Annotated in this window: 23 protein-coding genes and 1 tRNA gene; 11 read left to right on the forward strand and 13 right to left on the reverse strand. The window is 40.6% G+C overall.

The window, feature by feature from the left end:
* Positions 1 to 2: 2 nt before the first annotated feature.
* From dapB to EHW67_RS10750, 6 genes are all read left to right on the forward strand, one after another.
* Entirely contained in the window at positions 3 to 704 is a 702-nt protein-coding gene (gene dapB, locus EHW67_RS10725; RefSeq protein ID WP_126162375.1) for a 4-hydroxy-tetrahydrodipicolinate reductase, read from the forward strand.
* 84 nt (positions 705 to 788) lie between these two features.
* Positions 789 to 2,522 carry a signal peptidase I gene (lepB, locus tag EHW67_RS10730; RefSeq protein ID WP_126162376.1) on the forward strand — a complete coding sequence of 578 codons (1,734 nt, stop codon included), beginning with the start codon at positions 789 to 791 and terminating at the stop codon, positions 2,520 to 2,522.
* Between the two features lie 100 nt (positions 2,523 to 2,622).
* On the forward strand, positions 2,623 to 3,255 hold the full coding sequence (locus tag EHW67_RS10735) for a WbqC family protein (RefSeq protein WP_126162377.1): 633 nt from the start codon (positions 2,623 to 2,625) through the stop codon (positions 3,253 to 3,255).
* Positions 3,248 to 3,556: a DUF6122 family protein gene (locus EHW67_RS10740; protein WP_126162378.1), complete on the forward strand. Its 309-nt coding sequence runs from the start codon at positions 3,248 to 3,250 to the stop codon at positions 3,554 to 3,556. The genes EHW67_RS10735 and EHW67_RS10740 overlap by 8 nt, the downstream gene beginning before the upstream one ends.
* A 254-nt stretch (positions 3,557 to 3,810) precedes the next feature.
* Entirely contained in the window at positions 3,811 to 5,124 is a 1,314-nt protein-coding gene (locus EHW67_RS10745) for a Gfo/Idh/MocA family protein (RefSeq protein ID WP_126162379.1), read from the forward strand.
* A gap of 95 nt (positions 5,125 to 5,219) precedes the next feature.
* The gene (locus EHW67_RS10750) at positions 5,220 to 5,972 is read left to right on the forward strand and encodes a 3-keto-disaccharide hydrolase (RefSeq protein ID WP_126162380.1); all 753 of its coding nucleotides are present in this window, start codon (positions 5,220 to 5,222) and stop codon (positions 5,970 to 5,972) included.
* Here EHW67_RS10750 and EHW67_RS10755 read toward each other — a convergent pair.
* The 7 genes from EHW67_RS10755 to EHW67_RS10785 form a co-directional block, all read right to left on the reverse strand.
* Positions 5,969 to 7,009, reverse strand: coding sequence for an endonuclease/exonuclease/phosphatase family protein (locus tag EHW67_RS10755; RefSeq protein WP_126162381.1), 1,041 nt, complete (start codon positions 7,007 to 7,009; stop codon positions 5,969 to 5,971). The two genes, EHW67_RS10750 and EHW67_RS10755, sit on opposite strands and share 4 nt — an antisense overlap.
* A gap of 3 nt (positions 7,010 to 7,012) precedes the next feature.
* A complete protein-coding gene (locus tag EHW67_RS10760) occupies positions 7,013 to 7,879 on the reverse strand; it encodes a rhomboid family intramembrane serine protease (RefSeq protein WP_126162382.1) in 867 nt (288 codons plus the stop codon).
* Positions 7,879 to 8,625, reverse strand: coding sequence for a rhomboid family intramembrane serine protease (locus EHW67_RS10765; protein ID WP_126162383.1), 747 nt, complete (start codon positions 8,623 to 8,625; stop codon positions 7,879 to 7,881). The genes EHW67_RS10760 and EHW67_RS10765 overlap by 1 nt, the downstream gene beginning before the upstream one ends.
* Positions 8,626 to 10,473, reverse strand: coding sequence for a DNA mismatch repair endonuclease MutL (mutL, locus tag EHW67_RS10770; protein WP_126162384.1), 1,848 nt, complete (start codon positions 10,471 to 10,473; stop codon positions 8,626 to 8,628). It lies immediately after the preceding gene.
* Complete coding sequence (locus EHW67_RS10775) at positions 10,473 to 10,763, reverse strand: riboflavin synthase subunit beta (RefSeq protein ID WP_126162385.1); 291 nt, start codon at positions 10,761 to 10,763, stop codon at positions 10,473 to 10,475. The genes mutL and EHW67_RS10775 overlap by 1 nt, the downstream gene beginning before the upstream one ends.
* Before the next feature lie 130 nt (positions 10,764 to 10,893).
* Complete coding sequence (gene ribH / locus EHW67_RS10780) at positions 10,894 to 11,376, reverse strand: 6,7-dimethyl-8-ribityllumazine synthase (protein WP_126162386.1); 483 nt, start codon at positions 11,374 to 11,376, stop codon at positions 10,894 to 10,896.
* Positions 11,377 to 11,379: 3 nt separating this feature from the next.
* Positions 11,380 to 12,144 (reverse strand): tetratricopeptide repeat protein, encoded by a 765-nt coding sequence (locus tag EHW67_RS10785; protein ID WP_126162387.1) that lies wholly within the window; start codon positions 12,142 to 12,144, stop codon positions 11,380 to 11,382.
* A gap of 126 nt (positions 12,145 to 12,270) precedes the next feature.
* Between EHW67_RS10785 and recF the strand changes: the two genes are divergently transcribed.
* Genes recF through EHW67_RS10800 form a run of 3 tightly spaced genes read left to right on the forward strand, consistent with a single transcriptional unit; the run spans position 12,271 to position 14,067 of the window.
* On the forward strand, positions 12,271 to 13,350 hold the full coding sequence (recF, locus tag EHW67_RS10790; protein ID WP_126162388.1) for a DNA replication/repair protein RecF: 1,080 nt from the start codon (positions 12,271 to 12,273) through the stop codon (positions 13,348 to 13,350).
* A 1-nt stretch (position 13,351) separates the two neighbouring features.
* Positions 13,352 to 13,768 carry a hypothetical protein gene (locus EHW67_RS10795; protein WP_126162389.1) on the forward strand — a complete coding sequence of 139 codons (417 nt, stop codon included), beginning with the start codon at positions 13,352 to 13,354 and terminating at the stop codon, positions 13,766 to 13,768.
* Positions 13,769 to 13,770: 2 nt separating this feature from the next.
* Positions 13,771 to 14,067, forward strand: coding sequence for a DUF721 domain-containing protein (locus EHW67_RS10800; RefSeq protein WP_126162390.1), 297 nt, complete (start codon positions 13,771 to 13,773; stop codon positions 14,065 to 14,067).
* A gap of 74 nt (positions 14,068 to 14,141) precedes the next feature.
* Here the strand turns inward: EHW67_RS10800 and EHW67_RS10805 are convergent, their stop codons facing one another.
* Complete coding sequence (locus EHW67_RS10805; RefSeq protein WP_126162391.1) at positions 14,142 to 14,561, reverse strand: nucleoside-diphosphate kinase; 420 nt, start codon at positions 14,559 to 14,561, stop codon at positions 14,142 to 14,144.
* A gap of 205 nt (positions 14,562 to 14,766) precedes the next feature.
* Here EHW67_RS10805 and EHW67_RS10810 point away from each other — a divergent pair, with 205 nt between their 5' ends.
* On the forward strand, positions 14,767 to 14,919 hold the full coding sequence (locus tag EHW67_RS10810; RefSeq protein WP_126162392.1) for an SsrA-binding protein: 153 nt from the start codon (positions 14,767 to 14,769) through the stop codon (positions 14,917 to 14,919).
* Here EHW67_RS10810 and EHW67_RS10815 read toward each other — a convergent pair.
* Positions 14,916 to 15,428: an adenine phosphoribosyltransferase gene (locus EHW67_RS10815; protein WP_126162393.1), complete on the reverse strand. Its 513-nt coding sequence runs from the start codon at positions 15,426 to 15,428 to the stop codon at positions 14,916 to 14,918. The two genes, EHW67_RS10810 and EHW67_RS10815, sit on opposite strands and share 4 nt — an antisense overlap.
* A gap of 84 nt (positions 15,429 to 15,512) precedes the next feature.
* Between EHW67_RS10815 and EHW67_RS10820 the strand changes: the two genes are divergently transcribed.
* Positions 15,513 to 15,586: transfer RNA gene (locus EHW67_RS10820), tRNA-Arg, on the forward strand.
* Between the two features lie 344 nt (positions 15,587 to 15,930).
* On the opposite strand, the gene EHW67_RS10825 is transcribed toward EHW67_RS10820, so the two are convergent.
* From EHW67_RS10825 to EHW67_RS10840, 4 genes are all read right to left on the reverse strand, one after another.
* Complete coding sequence (locus tag EHW67_RS10825; protein WP_126162394.1) at positions 15,931 to 17,175, reverse strand: NAD(P)/FAD-dependent oxidoreductase; 1,245 nt, start codon at positions 17,173 to 17,175, stop codon at positions 15,931 to 15,933.
* Between the two features lie 22 nt (positions 17,176 to 17,197).
* A complete protein-coding gene (locus EHW67_RS10830; protein WP_126162395.1) occupies positions 17,198 to 18,205 on the reverse strand; it encodes a 4-hydroxyproline epimerase in 1,008 nt (335 codons plus the stop codon).
* Between the two features lie 28 nt (positions 18,206 to 18,233).
* Positions 18,234 to 19,760, reverse strand: a complete 1,527-nt coding sequence (locus tag EHW67_RS10835) for an aldehyde dehydrogenase (NADP(+)) (protein WP_126162396.1) — start codon at positions 19,758 to 19,760, stop codon at positions 18,234 to 18,236.
* A gap of 211 nt (positions 19,761 to 19,971) precedes the next feature.
* Entirely contained in the window at positions 19,972 to 20,898 is a 927-nt protein-coding gene (locus tag EHW67_RS10840; RefSeq protein WP_394343588.1) for a dihydrodipicolinate synthase family protein, read from the reverse strand.
* Between the last annotated feature and the right edge of the window lie 86 nt (positions 20,899 to 20,984).

Genomic DNA, 20,984 nt, shown 5'->3' on the forward strand with positions numbered 1-20,984 from the left:
TTATGAATATTGCCTTGTTCGGATATGGGAAAATGGGAAAAATGATTGAACAGATCGCCCTAAAAAGAAACCATACCATTGTTGCCAAAGTAGATGTAGACACTACGGAAATAAATTATTCCGAAATTGACGTTGCCATTGATTTTAGTATGCCCAATGCGGCCTATGGTAATATAAAAAACTGCTTGGAGCATAATATCCCTGTAATATCGGGTACTACAGGATGGTTGCAGGACTACCAAAATGCCGTGGACCTCTGTAAAGAAAAAAATGGTGCTTTTATCTATGCTTCCAATTTTAGTTTGGGTGTCAACCTATTTTTTGAGCTCAATTCCTATTTGGCCAAAATGATGGCCCCATTAAAACAATACAACGTTAGCATGGAGGAAATTCACCATACCCAAAAACTGGATGCCCCAAGCGGAACGGCTATTACCCTTGCTGAAGGCGTAATAAATGAAACTGATTACACCAATTGGAAGTTGGATGAAGCCGGGGAACAGGAAATACCCATAACAGCTAAACGTATTGCCGATACTCCGGGAACCCACACCGTATCCTATGATAGTGAAGTGGACGGCATAGAGATTAAGCATACCGCCCATAACAGGGAGGGCTTTGCACTGGGAGCAGTCATAGCCGCTGAATGGATTGTTGGCAAATCAGGGGTTTTCACCATGAAAGACGTGTTAAACCTTAGTTAAAGACCGTAACAATACGCCATTTAGGTTGACTTAACCTTTGATGAAGATTCTCTTACCAACGACTATTAAATAATAAATACCAATATGAACGGCACACAGTGGATTATTTTTATACTAATTATTCAACTTATTCATTTTTTAGGCACCTGGAAATTATATGTAAAAGCAGGAAGAAAGGCTTGGGAAGCTGCAATTCCCGTATATAACGCCATTGTACTGATGCAGATAATAAATAGGCCCAAATGGTGGGTCATATTGCTGTTTATCCCCATTATTAATCTATTGATGTTCCCTGTAGTCTGGGTAGAAACCCTTAGAAGTTTTGGCAAAAACAGTTTAATGGACACTTGGCTGGCCATTTTGACCTTGGGATTGTACATATACTATGTAAACTACTTTGAGGAGGTTAATTATATTGAAAACAGGGACATACATCCCAAAACTGCTTTGGGGGAATGGGTGAGCTCCATAGTTTTTGCCATCGTTGCAGCCACTTTGGTGCATACTTACCTGATTCAACCCTTTGTGATTCCCACCAGTTCTTTGGAAAAAACCCTTTTGGTAGGCGATTTTTTATTTGTGAGCAAATTCCACTATGGCGCCAGAGTACCCATGACCACTGTGGCAGCTCCCATGGTACACGACACCCTGCCCATATTTAAAACAAGATCCTATATTGCCGACGTAGACCCTGCCACCTACAGGACTTCTGTCTGGAACAAACTACAGTTACCCTATATGAGGCTGCCTGGTTTTAAAGAAATTAAAAGGAACGACATTGTTGTTTTTAGTTGGCCAGCAGATACCGTATATCAATTCTTTAAAAAACAAAAAGGGGTACGAAAGCCCATAGACAAAAAATCGAACTATGTAAAACGATGTGTTGGGGTTCCTGGTGATTCCCTATCCATCAAAGACGGATATGTATATATCAACGGCAAAAAAACGGTCTTACCCTATAGGGCTAAACCACAATTTCTGCATACGGTTACGGTAGAGGGACAGTTTTCCAATGATGCCATAGAACTGCTGGGAAGAAAAAATTTGTCTGGAAACGTAGTTAGGCTACCCAACAGCTCCTTGGAACAAGAAAGAGCAACCGAAGTTATTCATGCCATGGGCTTGGAAAGAATTAAATCCGATTCTTCCTATACCTATTATGCCGGAAATATAAGCAATCAAAAAGTAGCAGAATATTTAAAGAGCGAGGACATGAAAAATATGGCCCTCTTTAACTTGACCGAAGAGGAAGCTAAAAATTATACCGGACAGGCCGGCATTAGCGCTATTGATAAATTTGCCTACAAAAATCCCGATACTTCTGTTTTCCCACAAGATGCCAGCCATACCGGTACTGTAGACAACATGAACACCTTATATATTCCCGAGCAGGGAAAGACAGTACCCTTAAACATTGAGGTACTACCTATTTATGAAAAAATCATAAAGGAATATGAAGGGCACACACTTCAGGTAAACGGCAATCAAATTTTAATAGATGGGGAGGTTGCCAATACCTATACCTTTAAACAAAACTATTATTGGATGATGGGTGATAACAGACACCGTTCTGAAGATAGCCGATTTTGGGGTTATGTCCCCGAAGACCACATAGTTGGCACACCCATATTTATATGGATGAGTATTGACGGTATCAACGATGGAATGTCCAATTGGAAGGTTCGCTGGGACAGGGTTTTTACCACTGTCAGCGGCGACGGGGAACCTACCTCCTACTTTAAGTACTTCCTAATAGTATTGGCCGCATGGTTTGCTTATGACTTCTTTAGAAAAAAGAAGAAGGTGGAAAGTAACTAATCTAGCAAGTATTGAGTGCATCAATTAGACGATTCTGGTTTTTATACATCCAATTGTTATAGTAAACAATTTATAAATTGATACATTTTCAAATTACGCCATGAAACTACTTCTTCACCCTGGTTATTTTCTCAATATCGCCAATTTTGCCGCGATTGTACAGCACGATATTTGTTGGGAGGTACATGATAATTACCAAAAACAAACCTATCGCAACCGATGTTATATTTGTACCGATCAGGGAGCACACATGCTTAATATTCCAATTAAGCACATTGGCAAAAAAAAGGGCAAGCAGAAGTATGCAGAAGTACAGGTAGACAACGATTACCCATGGCAACGACAACACTGGCGCACCTTGGAAACGGCTTACCGGACCTCCCCTTTTTTTGAGTTCTATGAAGATGACATTGCCCCGCTTTACCAAACAAAAGTAGAGTCCTTGATGGATTTTAACCTACGGAGTACCGAGATTATCTGTGCGTGCCTACAGATAAGTATGCCCATGGATAGGACGGAAACCTACGAGCTGCATACCGTAGACATGATTGATGGTCGACATTTGGTAAATTCCAAAACCAAATCTACAATAGACCAACCTCCCTATGTACAAGTATTTAATGACAGGAACAACTTTGTGCCCAACCTAAGTGTCTTAGACCTACTTTTTAATGAGGGCACCAATGCCCTTAGCTACCTAAAAGACCTAAAAATAGACTTTCCAAATGCTTAGGTTTTTTGTGCATTACGGAATTCATTTTATAGTGCCTATTATAATTGGTTTATCTTTTTATAAGAAAAACCGCCTAAAAATTACAATTATTCTTCTGGCCGGGATCTTAATAGACCTGGACCACCTATTGGCCAATCCCATATTTTCCCCTGACCGCTGTAGCATCAATTTTCATCCCTTGCACACCTATTGGGCAATAGCTCTATATCTTATTATGCTTATACCCAATAAAACTAGGGTATTTGGTATAGCCCTAATGATCCATATCTTGGCAGATACTGCAGACTGTTACCTCATGTAAACCTGGACTCGCCAAAGTAATCCCCCCTCCATACATGCAACCAATTTCTATGGCAATCAACCAAAAACTCCCTTGTCTACCTTATCTGCACATCTTTTATCAGTGCCATTTATCAGCCTAGAAAATTTAAAATATTATCACTATTTTGTATAGCAATTATATTAAATAAACAAAATAAACATAGATCCAAGGTCTTTATCCCGCTTAGGTGATTCTAAATATAAAGACTAAAGCTTTAATCTTATTCTATACCCATGACAGATAATACATTAGAGGAATCGCTTCAAGGCGGACGTAGGGAATTCATAAAAAAATCGGGAATTGCACTATTAGGCAGCACATTGGCCTATCCTTCTGTGTCCATGGCCACTACAGGCCTTAAAAAAGACAATACCCTCAGGGTTGGCCTAATAGGCTGTGGAGGGCGCGGTACAGGAGCTGCGGCACAGGCCTTGGAGGCCGACCCCAATGTAATTTTATACGCCATGGGAGATGTTTTTGAAGACCGCTTGGAACAGGCTCACGCAGCCTTATCCAAATTGGCCCCAGAAAAAATTAAAGTAGAAAAGAAAAACAAGTTTATTGGTTTTGACTCCTACCAAAAGGTATTGGCCACAGACGTAGACGTAGTACTCCTAACCACGCCCCCTGCGTTTAGACCGGATCATTTAAAAGCCGCTGTAGATGCTGGGAAACACGTATTCTGTGAAAAGCCGGTTGCCGTAGACGCCCCGGGAATACATAAGGTAATGGCAGCGGCCAAAAAAGCCAAGGAAAAGGGGCTATCCCTGGTATCCGGATTTTGTTTTAGATACGATTATGCCAATAGGGCCATATTTGGTCGTGTACTAGACGGTGCAATAGGAGACCTTAGAACAGTTACCACTTTCCGTCATGGAGGGGAAGCCTGGTATAAGGAGCGACAACCGCATTGGACCGATATGACCTACAAAATGAGAAATTGGTACTACTACAATTGGCTGTCGGGCGATTTTATAGTGGAACAGGCAGTCCATAGTTTGGATATGATGTCCTGGGTAATGGGCGACAAAATGCCTGTAAGTGCAACGGGAACAGGTGGCAGACAGGTACGTACCGATAAAAAATATGGCAATATATTTGACCACTTTGCCGTAGAGTTTGAATATGCAGACGGAGCAAAGGGTTATCACTTTACAAGACAACAAAGCCATACCTCCCATAAAAATAGTGTGGAAGTATTTGGAAGCGAAGGTACGGCCATTGTCCATATAGGACGCCGATATGATATTACAGGCAAGAACAAATGGAGCTTTGAAGGAGAACGCAACAATATGTTTCAAACAGAACATGATGAGCTCTTTGCCTCCATCCGAAAAGGAGAGCCCATAAACAATGGTGATTGGATGGCCACAAGTACCATGCTGGCCATTTGGGCGAGAATGGTAGGGTATACAGGGCAAACCATTAGCTGGGACCAGGCCTTTAATTCCAAAGAAGTCCTAGGCCCCAGTGTAGACCAATATCATTGGGACCTAAATTGGCCTACACCACCAATAGCCATACCGGGCCAGACGACTTTTATCTAATTGTAATGGCCGGGCATAGCGAAGCCTTAGAACCCTAATGATGAATAAGGCCCAAATCTCTGAAAAATCGACCTAATAAACATAACCATCATACCATGAAGTCCATTACATATTTCGCCGTACTCACCCTGCTCTTTAGCATGATTCCCAAACTCCATGCCCAGGATACAACACTGTCCTTTGGTACGGAAATAAACTTGGACGACTTGTCCAAACAAGGATCCATGACGGAAAAACCTATAAATTGGATCAATGTAAATACGTACCAGGACACTTGGAAAAAAGAGGGAGACACCCTTATTTGCAAAGGTTTACCAATAGGGGTTATGCGCTCTGAAAAACAATATGAAAACTTTATCCTACTTGTAGAATGGCGGCATATGGAGGCAGGAGGCAATTCGGGCGTATTTGTTTGGAGTGATGCCATACCCGGAAAGGAAAACCGCCTACCAGGAGGCGTAGAAGTACAAATGCTGGAACTGGACTGGGTAAACCAGAATACGAGAAACGGCAAAAAACCACCTATAGCCTATGTCCATGGTGAACTCTTTGGGGTTGGAGGCGTAAATACCGTCCCTGACAACCCTAGGGGGAGTAGAAGCAAGTCTGTTGAAAACCGGGCCCTGGGAAAAGGACTTTGGAATTCCTACAAAGTGGTCTGTGTAGACGGGACCATCAAATTATCCGTTAACGGGAAATTTGTGAATGGCATTAGTCGGTCTTCCATAAAAAAAGGATATCTCTGTCTTGAGTCCGAAGGAGCCGAAATCCAATTTCGTAATTTTAAAATTATAGAACTGCCTCCCGGAGTGACTACGACCTCACAGACTGTAAAACATTTGGATTAGGGCAATACAGAGTCCAATTTCACCGATGCCATTACCGGAAAGTGATCGGATAGTTTTACATCATAGTTTTTGTGCGCCACTATTTCCAGCGTTTTATCGGTCATAATAAAATCGATACGAACCGGATAATATTTAAAGTTAAAGGTTCTTCCATAACCCGTACCCTTTTCTATAAAGGAATCCAGCATATCTCCTTTAATCACCTTATACACATTTGAAAACTGCGTATTATTAAAATCGCCGCAGACAATGGTCCTATAGGGAGATGCTTTTCTGTGCGAGTTAATTATGGTTGCCTGTTGCCCTTGTTTGGCAAAGGATTTACTAAGCCTTTTGAACAACCTCATTTTAGGCTCGCCCGATATTCGCTCTACACTGGGTATTATTTTGTGTGACTCTAAATGAAGGTTATACACCCTTAGTGTATCCTTATCCACCACCACATCTGCAAACAGCGCATTGTTGGAACTATCCGGAAAATCCAATGATCCACCTTGGACAATGGGATATTTAGAGTAAATGGCCTGGATTGTCTTCTTTCTAGCCAATTTGTAATCGGTGGTATAGATATAATCGTACGTCTTCTTTAGTTGTCTATGCCGAATTCTACTAAATTCCTGTATGCATAAAATATCTGGGGTTTCGGAAACAATCAGGTCCAATATCTGATCCCCTATGGATGAATCCTCTATCCATTCATACTTATTAAAGCCTCTAACATTAAAAGTCATTATACTAAGGTCTCCATTTTGGATAGGGACCTCGGACAGCTTAAACTTAAAAAAGGTTCCCAGCAAGGTATACCCCAAAAACAATATCACAGCCGATAACCACAATTGTTTCTTGCGTTTTAAAACCCAATACATTAGGAAAGCAATATTGAACAGTACCAGCAAAGGCACCATTAAACTAAGTATGGAAAAGTATGGAAATTGGGCTACCGGTATCTGGGGAACCGCACAGGAAATAAGTAATAATAGGGCCAAAACCGCATTAAGGAAAAATAGGAATCTATCTAGAATATTTAGACCCTTCACAAATTATTCTTTTCCGGCTTTGAACAAAAAATCCTTTTCTGCCTTGGAAAGGCTTTCATAGCCAGACTTGCTTATCTTATCCAAAATGGCGTCTATCTTACGTTGCCGACTTTCCTTATCATAATTTTCGCTCCTGCCAGCACCTTTTTTTTCTTTGCGGTATACCGTTTTCATAGGGGCTTTTCGCTCACTTCGCTTAAACAAATTGGCCACAGCATCTACCATTTTGGCAAACCCGCTACCAATATCGTTTCCTTTCATAAGCTGTTTTGCATAAAAATAACCTAAAGCGGCTCCACCCAGATGAGCCAATCGCCCGCCAACATTTCCACCCAGCGAGATTTGGATCAAATCCAACAACACCACAAAGACCCCTATATGCCACAATTTAACGTTAAAAAAAACAATCCGCACCTCTTGGTTTGGCAAATAGGCACAAACAAATATAAGTACAGCCGTTACCCCGGCAGATGCCCCAATCAAAGAAGTATTGATCCCCAATAGGGCAGGAAATATATTATAACTCAATAAAAAGATGAGTCCACCTAGGATAACTCCTAGGAAATATACATTCAGAAACCGCTTGTTATCAAAGAGGTTTAAAAATATTCTACCTGCAAAATAAAGCATCAGCATATTCCAAAAAATGTGACCGAGGCCCGCATGAAAAAAAGAATAGGTCACCAAGGACCAGGGCTGTCCCAGATAGTGGAAAAAGTCTTTGGGCAGTTCAAACCATTGGGCAATACCAGAAAACCCAAAGAGTATTTTAAGAAGGCCGTTTGCAATAAACACCACAACGTTAAGGGCTATGATCCTTTCTGCAATGTTTAGCCTATTGTAATAATATCTAATACTTTGATTGCCCATTACCTATCCCATCTATTGTTGTTAAATTGATTTTTTTTCCAATACCACATCATAACGAACCCAAATAAGGCTCCCCCTACGTGGGCAAAATGCGCTATGCCGTTTCCAAAAATAGAATAACCTGTAACCCCAGAGAACAAATCCAGACCAATTAGCACCGGAATAAAATATTTAGCTTTTACCGGCACAGGAATGAACATTAAAAACAGTTCACTGTTGGGGTAAGACATTCCAAATGCCACCAAAACCCCATATATAGCTCCTGAAGCCCCAACTGCAGGGGTGTTAAAAGCCGACAAAAAGTTATCAATGATATCTTTTGGAGCCAAATTATACCAATCAGGGCTGTACTTACCAGCCGAAATAATTTCCATGATCTGATCCTTGGGAACACCAGAACTTACCAAAGCCTCTACTCCCTGGTTCACATAATAATAATTGACCCCACTATGGATCAATGCAGCCCCTATTCCTGCGGAAAAATAGAAAAAGAAGAATTTATTCCTGCCCCACATCCGCTCCAATGGCGAGCCAAATGCCCAAAGCGCATACATATTAAATAGAATATGCATAAATCCGCCGTGCATAAACATATGGGATACCACTTGCCAAAAACCAAAATTTTGGTTCTTGGGAAACCACAGCGAGAACCATTGGTACATTTGATCCCCGTATAGTTGTGTTGCCACAAAAAACAGAACGTTAATAATTATCAAATGCTTTACTGCGTCGGTAATTCTACCCATTTATATAAATTTTTTATCTATGTCGTCTTCCGTAATGGTGACGTATATTGGTTTATTAAACGGACTAACTTCTGATTCCTTACAGGCAAACAAATCGTTCACCAACGCCAATTGGGAATCACTGTCCAATAGCTCCCCTGTTTTTACGGCCAGGGATTTGGCCAAGGTCTTGGAAAGTATATCGGTCTGGGAAAAACCTTCTACCACGTAATCTTGTTGGTAGTCCGATATAAGTTGATCTAAAATAATCCCCACCTCACTTTCGGGCACAGACAGGGGCAGTCCGGTAACTGTAACCTCTTCATCCCCAATACCTCCAAAAACAAAACCAACTGTGGTTAAGCTATCTTGAATTTCTTCAATAATAGCACAATCAGTTTTTGAAAAGGTTAAAGATAACGGAAATAACAATTGTTGGCTCACAGCCTCCTTAACCGTTATATTTCTTAAAAACTTTTCATAAAGCACACGTTGATGTGCCCTACTTTGGTCTATGACAACCATCCCAGATTTAATGGTGGTCACAATATACTTTCGCCTTAATTGAAAAGTGGTGGACCCTGTATCAACGGACTCTTTTTTATTTTCAAATATAGAACCTGTAATGGTGTCCGATTCAAAACTAACACTACTAAAATCAGAATTCTTGCCAATATTGGATTCCATACCTACATATAGGCTTTCCCAATCCTTATTATTTTGTTTTTGGAAGCTTGATTTCTTGACAGCACCTACATCTTCCTTAAACGGATTAAAACCCGCATCTACGATTACTTTGGGCGGCTCAACGGATTTATCCTTATAACCATAGGGCGTTTCCAGATTTTGATCCTGCTCAAAGTCCAAGGAAGGCATTACATTAAACTGTCCCAAGCTATGTTTAACGGTAGACCGCAAAATAGCGTAAACCGTATGCTCGTCATCAAATTTTATCTCTGTTTTGGTAGGGTGTATATTAATATCTATAGAGCCTGGATCCACGTTTAAATACAAAAAGTATCCAGGGTGATTTTCCTTTTTTATTAGCCCCTCAAAAGCACCTAAAATGGCATGGTGTAGATAGGGGCTTTTTATAAATCTATTGTTTACAAAAAAGAATTGTTCTCCTCTACTCTTTTTGGCAAATTGTGGTTTGCTGATAAAACCATTAATTTGCACCACTTGTGTCTCCTCCGTAACAGGAACCAGTTTTTCATTGGTCTTCCCCCCAAAAACATTAACAATTCGCTGTCTAATGTTACTTACTGGCAAGTTAAAAAGTTCGCTGCCATTATTGTACAAATGAAAGCCAATAGTGGCATGTGATAAGGCCACCCGCTGAAATTCATCTATTATATGCCGGAGTTCTACGTGATTGGACTTTAAAAAGTTACGCCTGGCCGGAATATTAAAGAACAGGTTCTTCACCATCATGGAAGTCCCTTTTGGGGCAACGGTAACTTCTTGGGAAACCACCTTGCCACCTTCTATTTTAATATGAGTGGCCACTTCATCCGCTTCTGTCCTTGTCTGCATTTCCACATGGGCTATAGCCGCAATGGAGGCCAATGCCTCTCCCCTAAACCCTTTTGTGTGCAGATTAAATAGGTCTTCGGCTTTTTGAATTTTGGAGGTAGCATGCCGTTCAAAACTCAATCGGGCATCGGTAGCGCTCATGCCCACCCCATCATCAATAACCTGGATTAGTGTTTTACCACCGTCCTTAATAATCAATTTAATGGTGGATGCTCCTGCGTCTATGGCATTCTCCATAAGTTCCTTTACAACCGATGCTGGACGTTGTACCACTTCCCCTGCAGCAATCTGATTTGCTACATGGTCTGGCAAAAGTTTTATAATATCCGCCATTATTTAGGTATGAAAATAGATAGATCGAAATCTATGATATATAGAAAAATAAGAATTAAAATCGCCACTATAATAATGGTCCTTATATTTTGATTTTGGGTGCCACCTCGTTTTAGGTCGTCCATAGCCCTGCCAAACTTACCCTTAATACCTCTACGCCCATCCATAGTGGGCCTATACTTATCCAGTTTGTGCTCTATTTTAAAAGGACTCCCCTCACCTTTATCATCAAAGTAACGAGGCTTGTAATTAAACTTTTTGTTTTTACGTAATTTTGAAAACTTTCCCATAATCCTTATTGTTTCAAAGTTACTTAAATTCAAAAAAAATGCGCTAAATCCCCTGCCAAAAAATGTTAACAATCAACTTGCACACATCAATGGGGAGTTCAAAATAGAATATTTTAGGAAAAAGATGGAGCTACTTACCCAGACTGGCCATTTTTATGGCTGCAATAGCGGCTTCAGCACCTTTGTTACCATGCTTACCACCACTGCGATCAATGGCTTGTTGCATCGTATTGTCCGTAAGCACACAGAAAATAACAGGCACTTTGGTATGTACGTTCAGGTCCATTATACCTTGGGCAGTTGCGCCGCAAACGAAATCAAAATGTTTGGTTTCACCCTGAATTACACTACCAATGGCTATAACGGCGTCCAATTCCATGGTTTCAATCATTTTTTTTGCCCCAAAGGTAAGCTCAAAACTTCCAGGGACATTCCATCGATGCACATTCCCTTCTTGGGCACCGCAATCCAAAAGAGCCTCTATAGCCCCTTGGTACAGTCCTTCCGTAATACTTTCGTTCCATTCAGAAACAACAATCCCAAACCGAAGGTCTTTCGCATTTGGGATTGTCGTCTTATCGTAAGCCGATAAATTCTTGTTAGCCGTAGCCATATGTTAGTCTTTTTTTGCCTTACCTATAAAAGCATCTATAGTCCTTGCCTCATCAGCTGTAGGAAATTCTTCCTTAATTCTTTCAAAGTAGCCCAAGGCCTTATCTTTCTTATCCAACTCCAAGGCAGTTACACCGGCCTTGTATAAAAATTTAGGGGTCGTAAAGTCGTTGGAACTATGGGCTATGGCCTGCTCATAATATCCCAAGGCATCCTCAGGCTGGTTTAGTTGTAGAAAGGCATCACCAAGTCCGCCTTTTGCAATGGCCCCTAATATAAGATCATCAGAGGAAAATCCTTCCAAATGCTTAATAGCCTCATCATACTGTTGCATATTCAAATAAGCCATTCCTGCCGAATACTTGGCTAAATTTGCAGCCGAAGTGCCACTATATTCCTCAATAATATCCAGAAAACCATATTTACCCTCTGCTCCGTTCAAGGCCAGCGTAAACAAAGAATCCTTTTGGGCCGTAGCAGCCAATGCCTCATCAAAATACTGTTGTGGATATAACATCTCATTGGCAGCACTTGCCTCTTTAGGCTTTTCTACAAATTGATAATATGCCATATACCCTAAAACGGCAACGGCAATTACCCCAATTACTCCAAGAATGTAATTCTGATTTTTGGATACCCACTCTTCAGACCTGGACGCTCCTTCATCCAATGAACTAAAGACTTCTGCAGTTGTACTTTCCTGCTCATCCAATAAAATCTCCTCCTCTTTATTTTTTGGTTTAAAACCTCTTTTCTTGTAAGTTGCCATTTTTGAATTTTATTAATCGCGCAAAAATAAAGTTTTTATCCAAAACCAAACGTGTATTTATTCGTTATTTTTGGATATTTTATAGTTTACTGGACCAAATAGAAATTAAATATTTTACGAGCCCAAATGTTTCTAAAGAAATTATCCCTGATTAATTACAAAAATTTTACTTCGAAAAATTTCGAATTCGATTCCAAAATCAACTGTTTTGTAGGGGATAATGGGGTTGGCAAAACCAATGTTCTGGACGCTATTTACCATTTGGCCTTTGGCAAAAGCTATTTTAACCCAGTTGCCACACAAAATATTAGACATGGGGAAGATTTCTTTGTAATTGACGGAGAGTTCCTAAAGAATGACCGGGAAGAAAAAATTCTTTGTAGCCTTAAAAAAGGCATGAAAAAAATAATCAAACGCAATGGCAAGGCCTATGATAAATTTTCGGACCATATAGGCTTCCTTCCTTTGGTCATTATATCTCCAGCAGATCGAGACCTTATTATTGAAGGCAGTGAAACCCGTAGAAAATTCATGGATGGGGTCATTTCCCAATCGGACAAGGAATACCTCCAAAATCTAATCAAGTATAACAAAACACTTGCCCAAAGAAATTCGCTATTAAAATACTTCGCCGTAAATCATACGTTTGACAAGACCACTTTAAGTGTTTACAATGAACAATTACAGGAGTACGGAAGTAAAATATACAGAAAACGGGCTCAATTCCTGGAATCTTTTATTCCAATATTCAAAGAACAATACCAGGCCATTTCCGGAGGAAAAGAACCGGTAGATTTAACATATGACAGTAAGTTAATACACAACGATCTATTAACTTTATTGGAACAAAACTTGGAAAAGGACAGAGCCGTACAATATACGAGTGTGGGCACGCACAAAGACGATCTAAGTTTTAGCATCAACGAACATCCCATTAAAAAATTTGGTAGCCAAGGACAACAGAAATCCTTCTTGATAGCCCTAAAATTAGCGCAGTTTTATTTTATAAAAAAACAGGCAAAAACAACACCTTTATTACTATTGGATGATATTTTTGACAAGTTGGACGAAAACAGGGTGGCACAGATTATCCATTTGGTAGACGAAGAGAATTTTGGACAGATATTTCTTAGTGACACCCATGCCGATAGGACAGAGAACATTGTGAAAAATATTCATCAATCTTATAAAATTTTCAAACTTTAGTATGCGACCATTATATACCCTGATCCTCTGTCTGGCCCTTTTTGGCTGCAAGGATAAAATAGTTAAATCCGATTTAAATTTCATCACAGGCTATTGGGAGATTGAAAAAGTTACCTTGCCCGACGGCTCAAAAAAGGAATATCCCGTAAATACAAGTATAGATTATATGGAAGTGAACAACCTTATGGGATTTCGAAAGAAGGTACAGCCTAAATTTAATGGCACTTACGACACCTCTAATGACGCGGAATTGTTTACTATTTACGAAAGGGATGGTGTCTTTTTTATGAATTACAAAACAGAGCTGAGCGAATGGCAGGAAAAAATTGTAAGCCTATCCAAAAATAACCTAAGCCTCAAGAGTGAAGATAATATAACATACCATTACAAAAGATTTGAACCCATTAACATAAATTAACCATGGCAAAAAGAAAACATGACAACCTTCGTCTGGGCGAGGCCCTGCAAGAATTTATCACCGAAAACAAATTACAAAAAGGCATGGACCGTGTTAATGCGCGGGATGCATGGACCAAATTAATGGGCAATGGGGTCAACAACTACACAACAGCCATAGAATTGCGCAACACCACCCTTTTTGTTTCCCTTTCCTCATCCGTTTTAAGGGAGGAACTAAGTCATGGCAAATCCAAGATCATCAGATTATTGAACGAAGAATTAGGCAAGGACATCATCACCAAAATAGTGTTGCGATAAGATTAGGCCATTGGATAGAATAAAAAAAGCCCCGGTCATGCGGGGCTTTTTTGTTCTCTATTTGGAAAGAAACTTTAGAAAATCTCCCTTCCTGAAAAGTGAAAAGCACCTTCAATAGCAGCGTTTTCATCACTATCCGAACCGTGTACTGCATTTTCACCTATCGAAGTGGCATACATTTTACGAATAGTACCTTCCGCAGCATCCGCAGGATTTGTAGCCCCGATCAAGGCACGAAAATCCTCAACAGCATTGTCTTTCTCCAAAATAGCAGCAACAATGGGGCCCCTGGTCATAAACTCCACTAACTCCCCAAAAAAAGGACGTTCCTTATGAATGGCATAAAACTCTTGGGCATCCCTTTTACTAAGCTGGGTATACTTCATGGCCACGATCTTAAAGCCGGCTGAGGTTATTTTATCCAAAATACCTCCGATGTGTCCGTTTTCAACAGCATCGGGCTTAATCATGGTAAATGTTCTGTTTGTACTCATTTCTATTAAATTTTGGGCAAAAATACGCTTTATTCCACAACTCACAAGCTTTATAGGTTAGGAAACAATTAAACCCTATTTAGCTGCATTTCAAAGACTGTAAAGCAAAATTGACCAATTCCCAATTCCCCAATTAATACTCTAATAGTCATTATCTTTGTATATCTCACACAATGCTTGGGTGGACCAACGCTAAAACCGAATTATGAAAAAATCTATTTTTAAACTTTTAGCAAAAATAAACAGGTGGCTATTACCATCTTATTCCAAAAAGCAACTGGACCTATCCAAAGCCAGCAAGCTACAGATGGCTGTTATAGGATGGCGCTATTATATTACAACCAATGCTTTGGATTAGTATTGCAAGAGTGATACTACTTGGTAGTCCAATAGTTTCTCCCTACCCTTCAAAAATTCCAACTCCATTAAAAAATTACACTGTACTACCTCACCCCCAAGTTTCTCTATGAGCTTACAAACCGCTTGAGCTGTACCACCTGTTGCCAACACATCGTCATGGATCAGGACTTTTTCCCCTTTTAATATACTATCTGCATGTATTTCCAGAATATCCGTACCGTATTCCAATTCATAGGACTCACTAATTTTCCTATAGGGTAGTTTACCTTGTTTTCTTACGGGTACAAATCCGGCATTTAATCGGGTTGCAAGGATAGGAGCAAAGAAAAACCCCCTACTTTCCATTCCCACCACTTTATCTACCTTAATAGAATTGGTAAATTCAAATAAGACTTCACCTGCTTTTTTTAGGGCGTCGGCATCCTGCAACAAGGGAGTAATATCTTTAAAATTGATTCCCTCTTCCGGAAAATTAGGGATATCCCGAATATATTTCTTAAAATCCATTTTTTTGACCACTGTAATTTTGCTGTAAATTTAAAAAGAAATATATTTGCAGCCCGTAAAACGGGAAAAACATAATTAAGAAATGGCCTCGTGGCGCAACTGAATAGCGCATCTGATTACGGCTCAGAAGGTTACAGGTTTGAATCCTGTCGAGGTCACAACACTCAAGAAACCACGTCTTTTAGGCGTGGTTCTTTTTTTTTACGGAAAAAGCCAAACAAAGTTTGAGGTTTTGAAATAAAATACAGAACCCCGCCTTTTTTGCGGGGTTCGTTCCACTATCGCATTTCAATGCGCCTAAGGCTTTCAAAATACAGGTCTCACGAACAAGCAGCCCTAGCTGCGGGGGTTTCTTATTTGCAATTTTGAGCTGCAAGAAAGACTAATGGCTACCCAATTAACCCAATAAATAAACCAAGACCTAATTAACCTGGTAGAAGAACAATAAACAGGATAAGTCAGAAATCAAGGCGTGTCTAGTCTTGGCATACTACACAATGCCCTATTTAAATCTCTCTGGCGACAACAGCCCCATATCTACGGCAAATTTTTCTTTCCCTATTGCCTGGGTCACTAATTTGCCAGTTATAGGTCCTAAGCTCCAACCCATCATAGCGTGACCTGCCGCTATGGTCAGGTTATCATACTTACTGGTTTTCCCTATAAAAGGCAAGCCATCAGGAGAAACAGGTCGCAAGCCGGAAGTAGCCTTGTTTTTCTCTTCTTGATTAATCTCTACTTCCTTATAATAAGTTTTAACGGCCTTTGCCAAAGCCTCTACGCGCTGTCTTTCCACAATGGTATTATTACCGGAAAACTCCATGGTACCGGCAAATCTTGAAAAGTTCTCCATAGGGGTTACTGCTACCTTAGCTTCCAATAAAATGGCTGGAATAGTAATTCCGGTTGGCCTATAAACATCCATACTGTAGCCTTTACCTCCTTGTATTGGAATATTGAGGTTGAGCAGGGAGGCTAATTTTGATGTCCAGCTTCCACAGGCCAATACAAATTCATCCGCATCAAAAACCGCTTTCTCGGTCTTGGCGGCAACAATCTTATTGTTCTTCATGGCAAAGCCATCTACTTTTTGTCCAAGCTCAAAAGTCACTCCTTTGGACCGTAACCACGTTTTCATTTGCCCCATAAAATGATTAGGGGTGGTATGGGCATCACATTTATAATGTACGGCTCCTTTTACATAATCGGAAAAAACCGGTTGCAACTCCTTTAATTCGGCCTTTGACAAGCAGGACACATCCAGACCTTCTTCTGCTGCCCGTTCTGCCATCATATGCTCTTCCTCTTCACTCTTGGCCGTACTATAAGCCATTAGGACCCCTTTTTTTTCATAATGAAAAGCAAAATCCAACGAACCCAGCATTTCCTCGAACAAAAACTGACTTTTTAAGTTTAGCTCTTTCAATAAAGGAATGGAGCGTTGTACATTGGACTTCGTTGCCGATTTTTTGAACAACAGGGCCCATTTAAAAAAATCAACATCCCAACGGGGCTTAATATACAGGGGACTGGAACTGTTCAACATCCATTTTAAGCCCTGAGTAATAATACCCGGTGCCGCCAAGGGAATAAAATGACTTGGTGTTAGATATCCCGCATTTATAAAAGAGGCTCCAGTGGTAATATCCCCTTGGTCCAAAACCGTCACAGAATATCCTTCCTTCACCAAATAATAGGCGCTGCACAACCCAGAAATACCACCTCCAATAACAACTACTTTTTTCATGCAAGTCTATATTACATCATCCTTAAATCACTTGAAAGCCATGTGCGTAGGGATCATCATCATCTATTATAATATTATTATAACCAATAACCCTAGCCCATCCCTGAATACTGGGGATTATGGCCTTTCTCCCATCCAAAACGGTCTCCTCTTCTATGCAACCCGTAAATTTACTACCTATAAAACTCTCGTGTACAAATGACTCTCCAAGTTTCAATTTGCCCTTTGCATGCAATTGAGCCATACGGGCAGATGTTCCAGTACCACAAGGGGAACGATCTATGGCCTTTTCCCCGTAAAAAACAGCATTTCTTCCAGAGGAGGAAGGATCCAAGGGGTCTCCTGTCCACAGCATATGGCTTACATTCCTGATAGTATCATTTTCAGGATGCACAAACATACCTGGGTACTTTAGATTAATCCGATTCCTAACCAACTGCGAATACTGTATAATCTTGGCAGCGGTAAAATTATGCACCCCACTAAAATTCTCCTGGGGATCCACTATTGCATAATAGTTGCCACCATAGGCAACATCAAAGGTTATTTCCCCCAGTTCCGGACAATCTACAGTTAAGTTTTGGGCCGCCAGATAGGATTTAACATTCACCAATTTCACCCAATCTACCTTTTTCCCTGTTTGTTGGTATTCTATTTCCACCAATCCTGCGGGAGCCTCCATTCTAATCTTTCCGGGTACTTTTGGTGTAACCAAACCTTCTTCTATAGCAATGGTTATGGTACCTATAGTACCGTGCCCACACATTGGCAAGCAGCCTGAAGTTTCTATAAAAAGGATAGAAAAATCATTTTCAGGGTCATGGGGCGGATACAATATGCTTCCGCTCATCATATCATGCCCCCTTGGCTCAAACATTAACCCTCTCCTGATCCAATCATATTCCTTTAAAAAATGCTGACGCTTGTCGCTCATACTGTTGCCCAGGAGGTTTGGGCCTCCTCCAGCAACCACCCTAACGGGATTACCACAGGTATGGGCATCTACACAAAAAAAAGTTTTTCTCCCCATTATAAGATCCAGTCTTAATTACACTTACTTATCTTTTTAAGGCAGATGGCAGCAACGATTCTGGAAAAGATTGATAACTAATAGGTCGCACCCATCTCTTTATTGAATCCGTCCCAACTGCAGTAAATCTAGAATCTGTAGAGGCCGGATACGGACCACCATGTTGCATGGACGGACAGACTTCCACTCCAGTGGGCACCCCGTTAAAAATAATTCTCCCAACACGATTCTCAAGTGCATCCACAATATCTGCCAGGGTGTTACAATCTTCTTCTTCAGCTATAATAGTACCGGTTAATTGACCTTCCAAACCTTCTATTATACTAAGCAACTCCTGCTCATCCTTACTTCTCACTACAACGCAAAAAGGACCAAAAACTTCTTGGTGTATTTTGGGGTTTGCCAAAAATTCTGCTCCACTAACACTAACAATTTGTGAATCGGCATAATTTTCCTTAACTCCTACCTCTACCTTACCTTCTACTTGCACTCCATCTTGAGCCACTACAGCAGTTCCGTTTTCTTTAAAACCCTTTTTAATTCTTGGGTGCAGCATACATTGGGGTTCAATAGCTATGGTCTTCTCCGCCAAATCTTTTATAAAAGCTCCGGTATTACCATCCTCTATGGTCAATAGCAATCCAGGGTTGGTACAAAATTGCCCGGCCCCCAAGGTAATGGAACCAGCATAGGTACTGGCAATTTCCTCAGATCTGGCAGCTATGGCATTAGGAGTAATCAACACAGGATTAACGCTTCCCATCTCGGCAAATACAGGAATAGGCTCTTTGCGCTGCGAGGCTAGATCAAACAAGGCCCTACCTCCTACTATACTACCTGTAAACCCAACAGCTTTCAGTTTAGGATGATTTACAAGATTGGTTCCTACCGTTATTCCCCTCCCTACCAGATTGGAAAATACTCCGTTTGGCATACCGGTTTTTTCTGCCGCCTTTATAATGGCAGAAGCTACCAGTTCTGCCGTTCCGGAATGCATCTCATGCGCCTTGGACACCACAGTACATCCTGCAGCTAGGGCACTAGCCGTATCACCTCCAGCAGTAGAAAAAGCCAATGGAAAGTTACTGGCCCCAAAAACAGCAACAGGACCTAGGGGAATTAAAGTCTTTCTTAAGTCATCTTTAGGCAATGGCTCCCTATCCGGAATGGCCTCATCAAAAGTATTCCCCCTCCAATCCTCATTGGACACCAATGTAGCAAAGGATCTAAGTTGAAATATAGTCCTGCCACGTTCCCCTACGGCACGACCTTCGGGAAGACCTGATTCTGTTGTATAGGCATCTATTAATTCCTGCCCCAACTCCATGATCTCATCTGCTATGGCATTTAAAAATTCAGCTCTTTTTTCACCAGAAACTTTTCTGTATTCCTTAAAGGCAGACCAAGCCAAGTCTACGGCCTGGTCAACCTCATCATTCGTAGCTTCTACAAATATTGTTGGATTCTCTGTATTTAACTTAGGGTCAATTGTCTTATGTGTATTGCTTCCCGAAGCTTGTAGGGAGTTACCAATATAATTCTTTCCTGTAATCATTTGCTTAACAACTTTTGTATTATATAGTACACCCCAATCTATCCACAAAGAACAAACCTAAAAAAGTTACCATTGGAAGATGGGGCTATTTATCAATTATTATAGTACCAAGTCCGCCAACCCTACACAGGGCGGCACAGAAATAAAGACTGTACCGCCATGCATTTTAATTGAGGACTACTATTATGTATTCTTAAAAAGAAGAACGTTTTTAAGCGGTAACGCTCAAAGCCTTATAATCTGGCAATTGTGGTCTGTTTTCAAGGCTATCCTCAATAATCTTAACCACTGCTTCGCGCTCTTTACCCGATAAAGGTTTCCTAGGAGCCCTAACATATTCAGATCCAATTTTAGTATAGACAGAGGCAAGTTTAATATTTTGCACCAACTGAGGACTAATATCCAACTCCAACAAAGGCATAAACCACCTATAAATATCCAAGGCCTCCTTGATTCTCCCTGCTTTTTGAAGTTCATAGATAGCTACAGTTTCTTCAGGAAAAGCATCCACCAAACCAGCTACCCAACCATCGGCTCCAAGAAGCAAGCTCTCCAATGCCAAGGTATCTACCCCAGTCATTATAGCCAACCTATCCCCAAACCTGTTCTTAATACGGGTAATATTTGTAGTATCACGGGTAGATTCTTTTACCGCCTGGATATTTGGACATGCCTCCAATAATTCTGCAAACATATCAAGTGTTACCTCAATTTTATAATCAACCGGGTTATTATAAATCATTATAGGCAAGGAAGTACTGTTTGCAACCTCCTTAAAATAGGCTACCGTTTCGGCATCCGTGGCTTTATAACGCATTGGCGGCAACATCATTAACCCCTTGGCGCCATCTTCTTCAGCAGTTTTTGCCAAATTTATAGCCGCTTTGGTAGTTTGTTCCGCAATGTTCATTAGCACAGGGACTTTCCCCTCTACCAATTTAACCGCTTCCCTTGTAAGAACACGTCTTTCTTCATCTGTTAAGGTACTTGCTTCACCTAGCGTACCGCCTAAAACAATCCCATGAACACCGGCATCCAATTGCGCCTCAATGTTCACTTTGAACAAATCTAAATCCAATTCATCTTTAGAGGTGAATTGCGTAGTTACTGCTGGCATTACGCCTTTCCAATTTACCATGATCATATATTTTTACACAAAAGTATATGTTACCTCAATAAAGGAAGCTACATAAATTAGCCTAATATCATACTATATTACCAAAT

This window comes from Arenibacter aquaticus, from assembly GCF_003957295.1.
Lineage (GTDB): Bacteria > Bacteroidota > Bacteroidia > Flavobacteriales > Flavobacteriaceae > Arenibacter > Arenibacter aquaticus.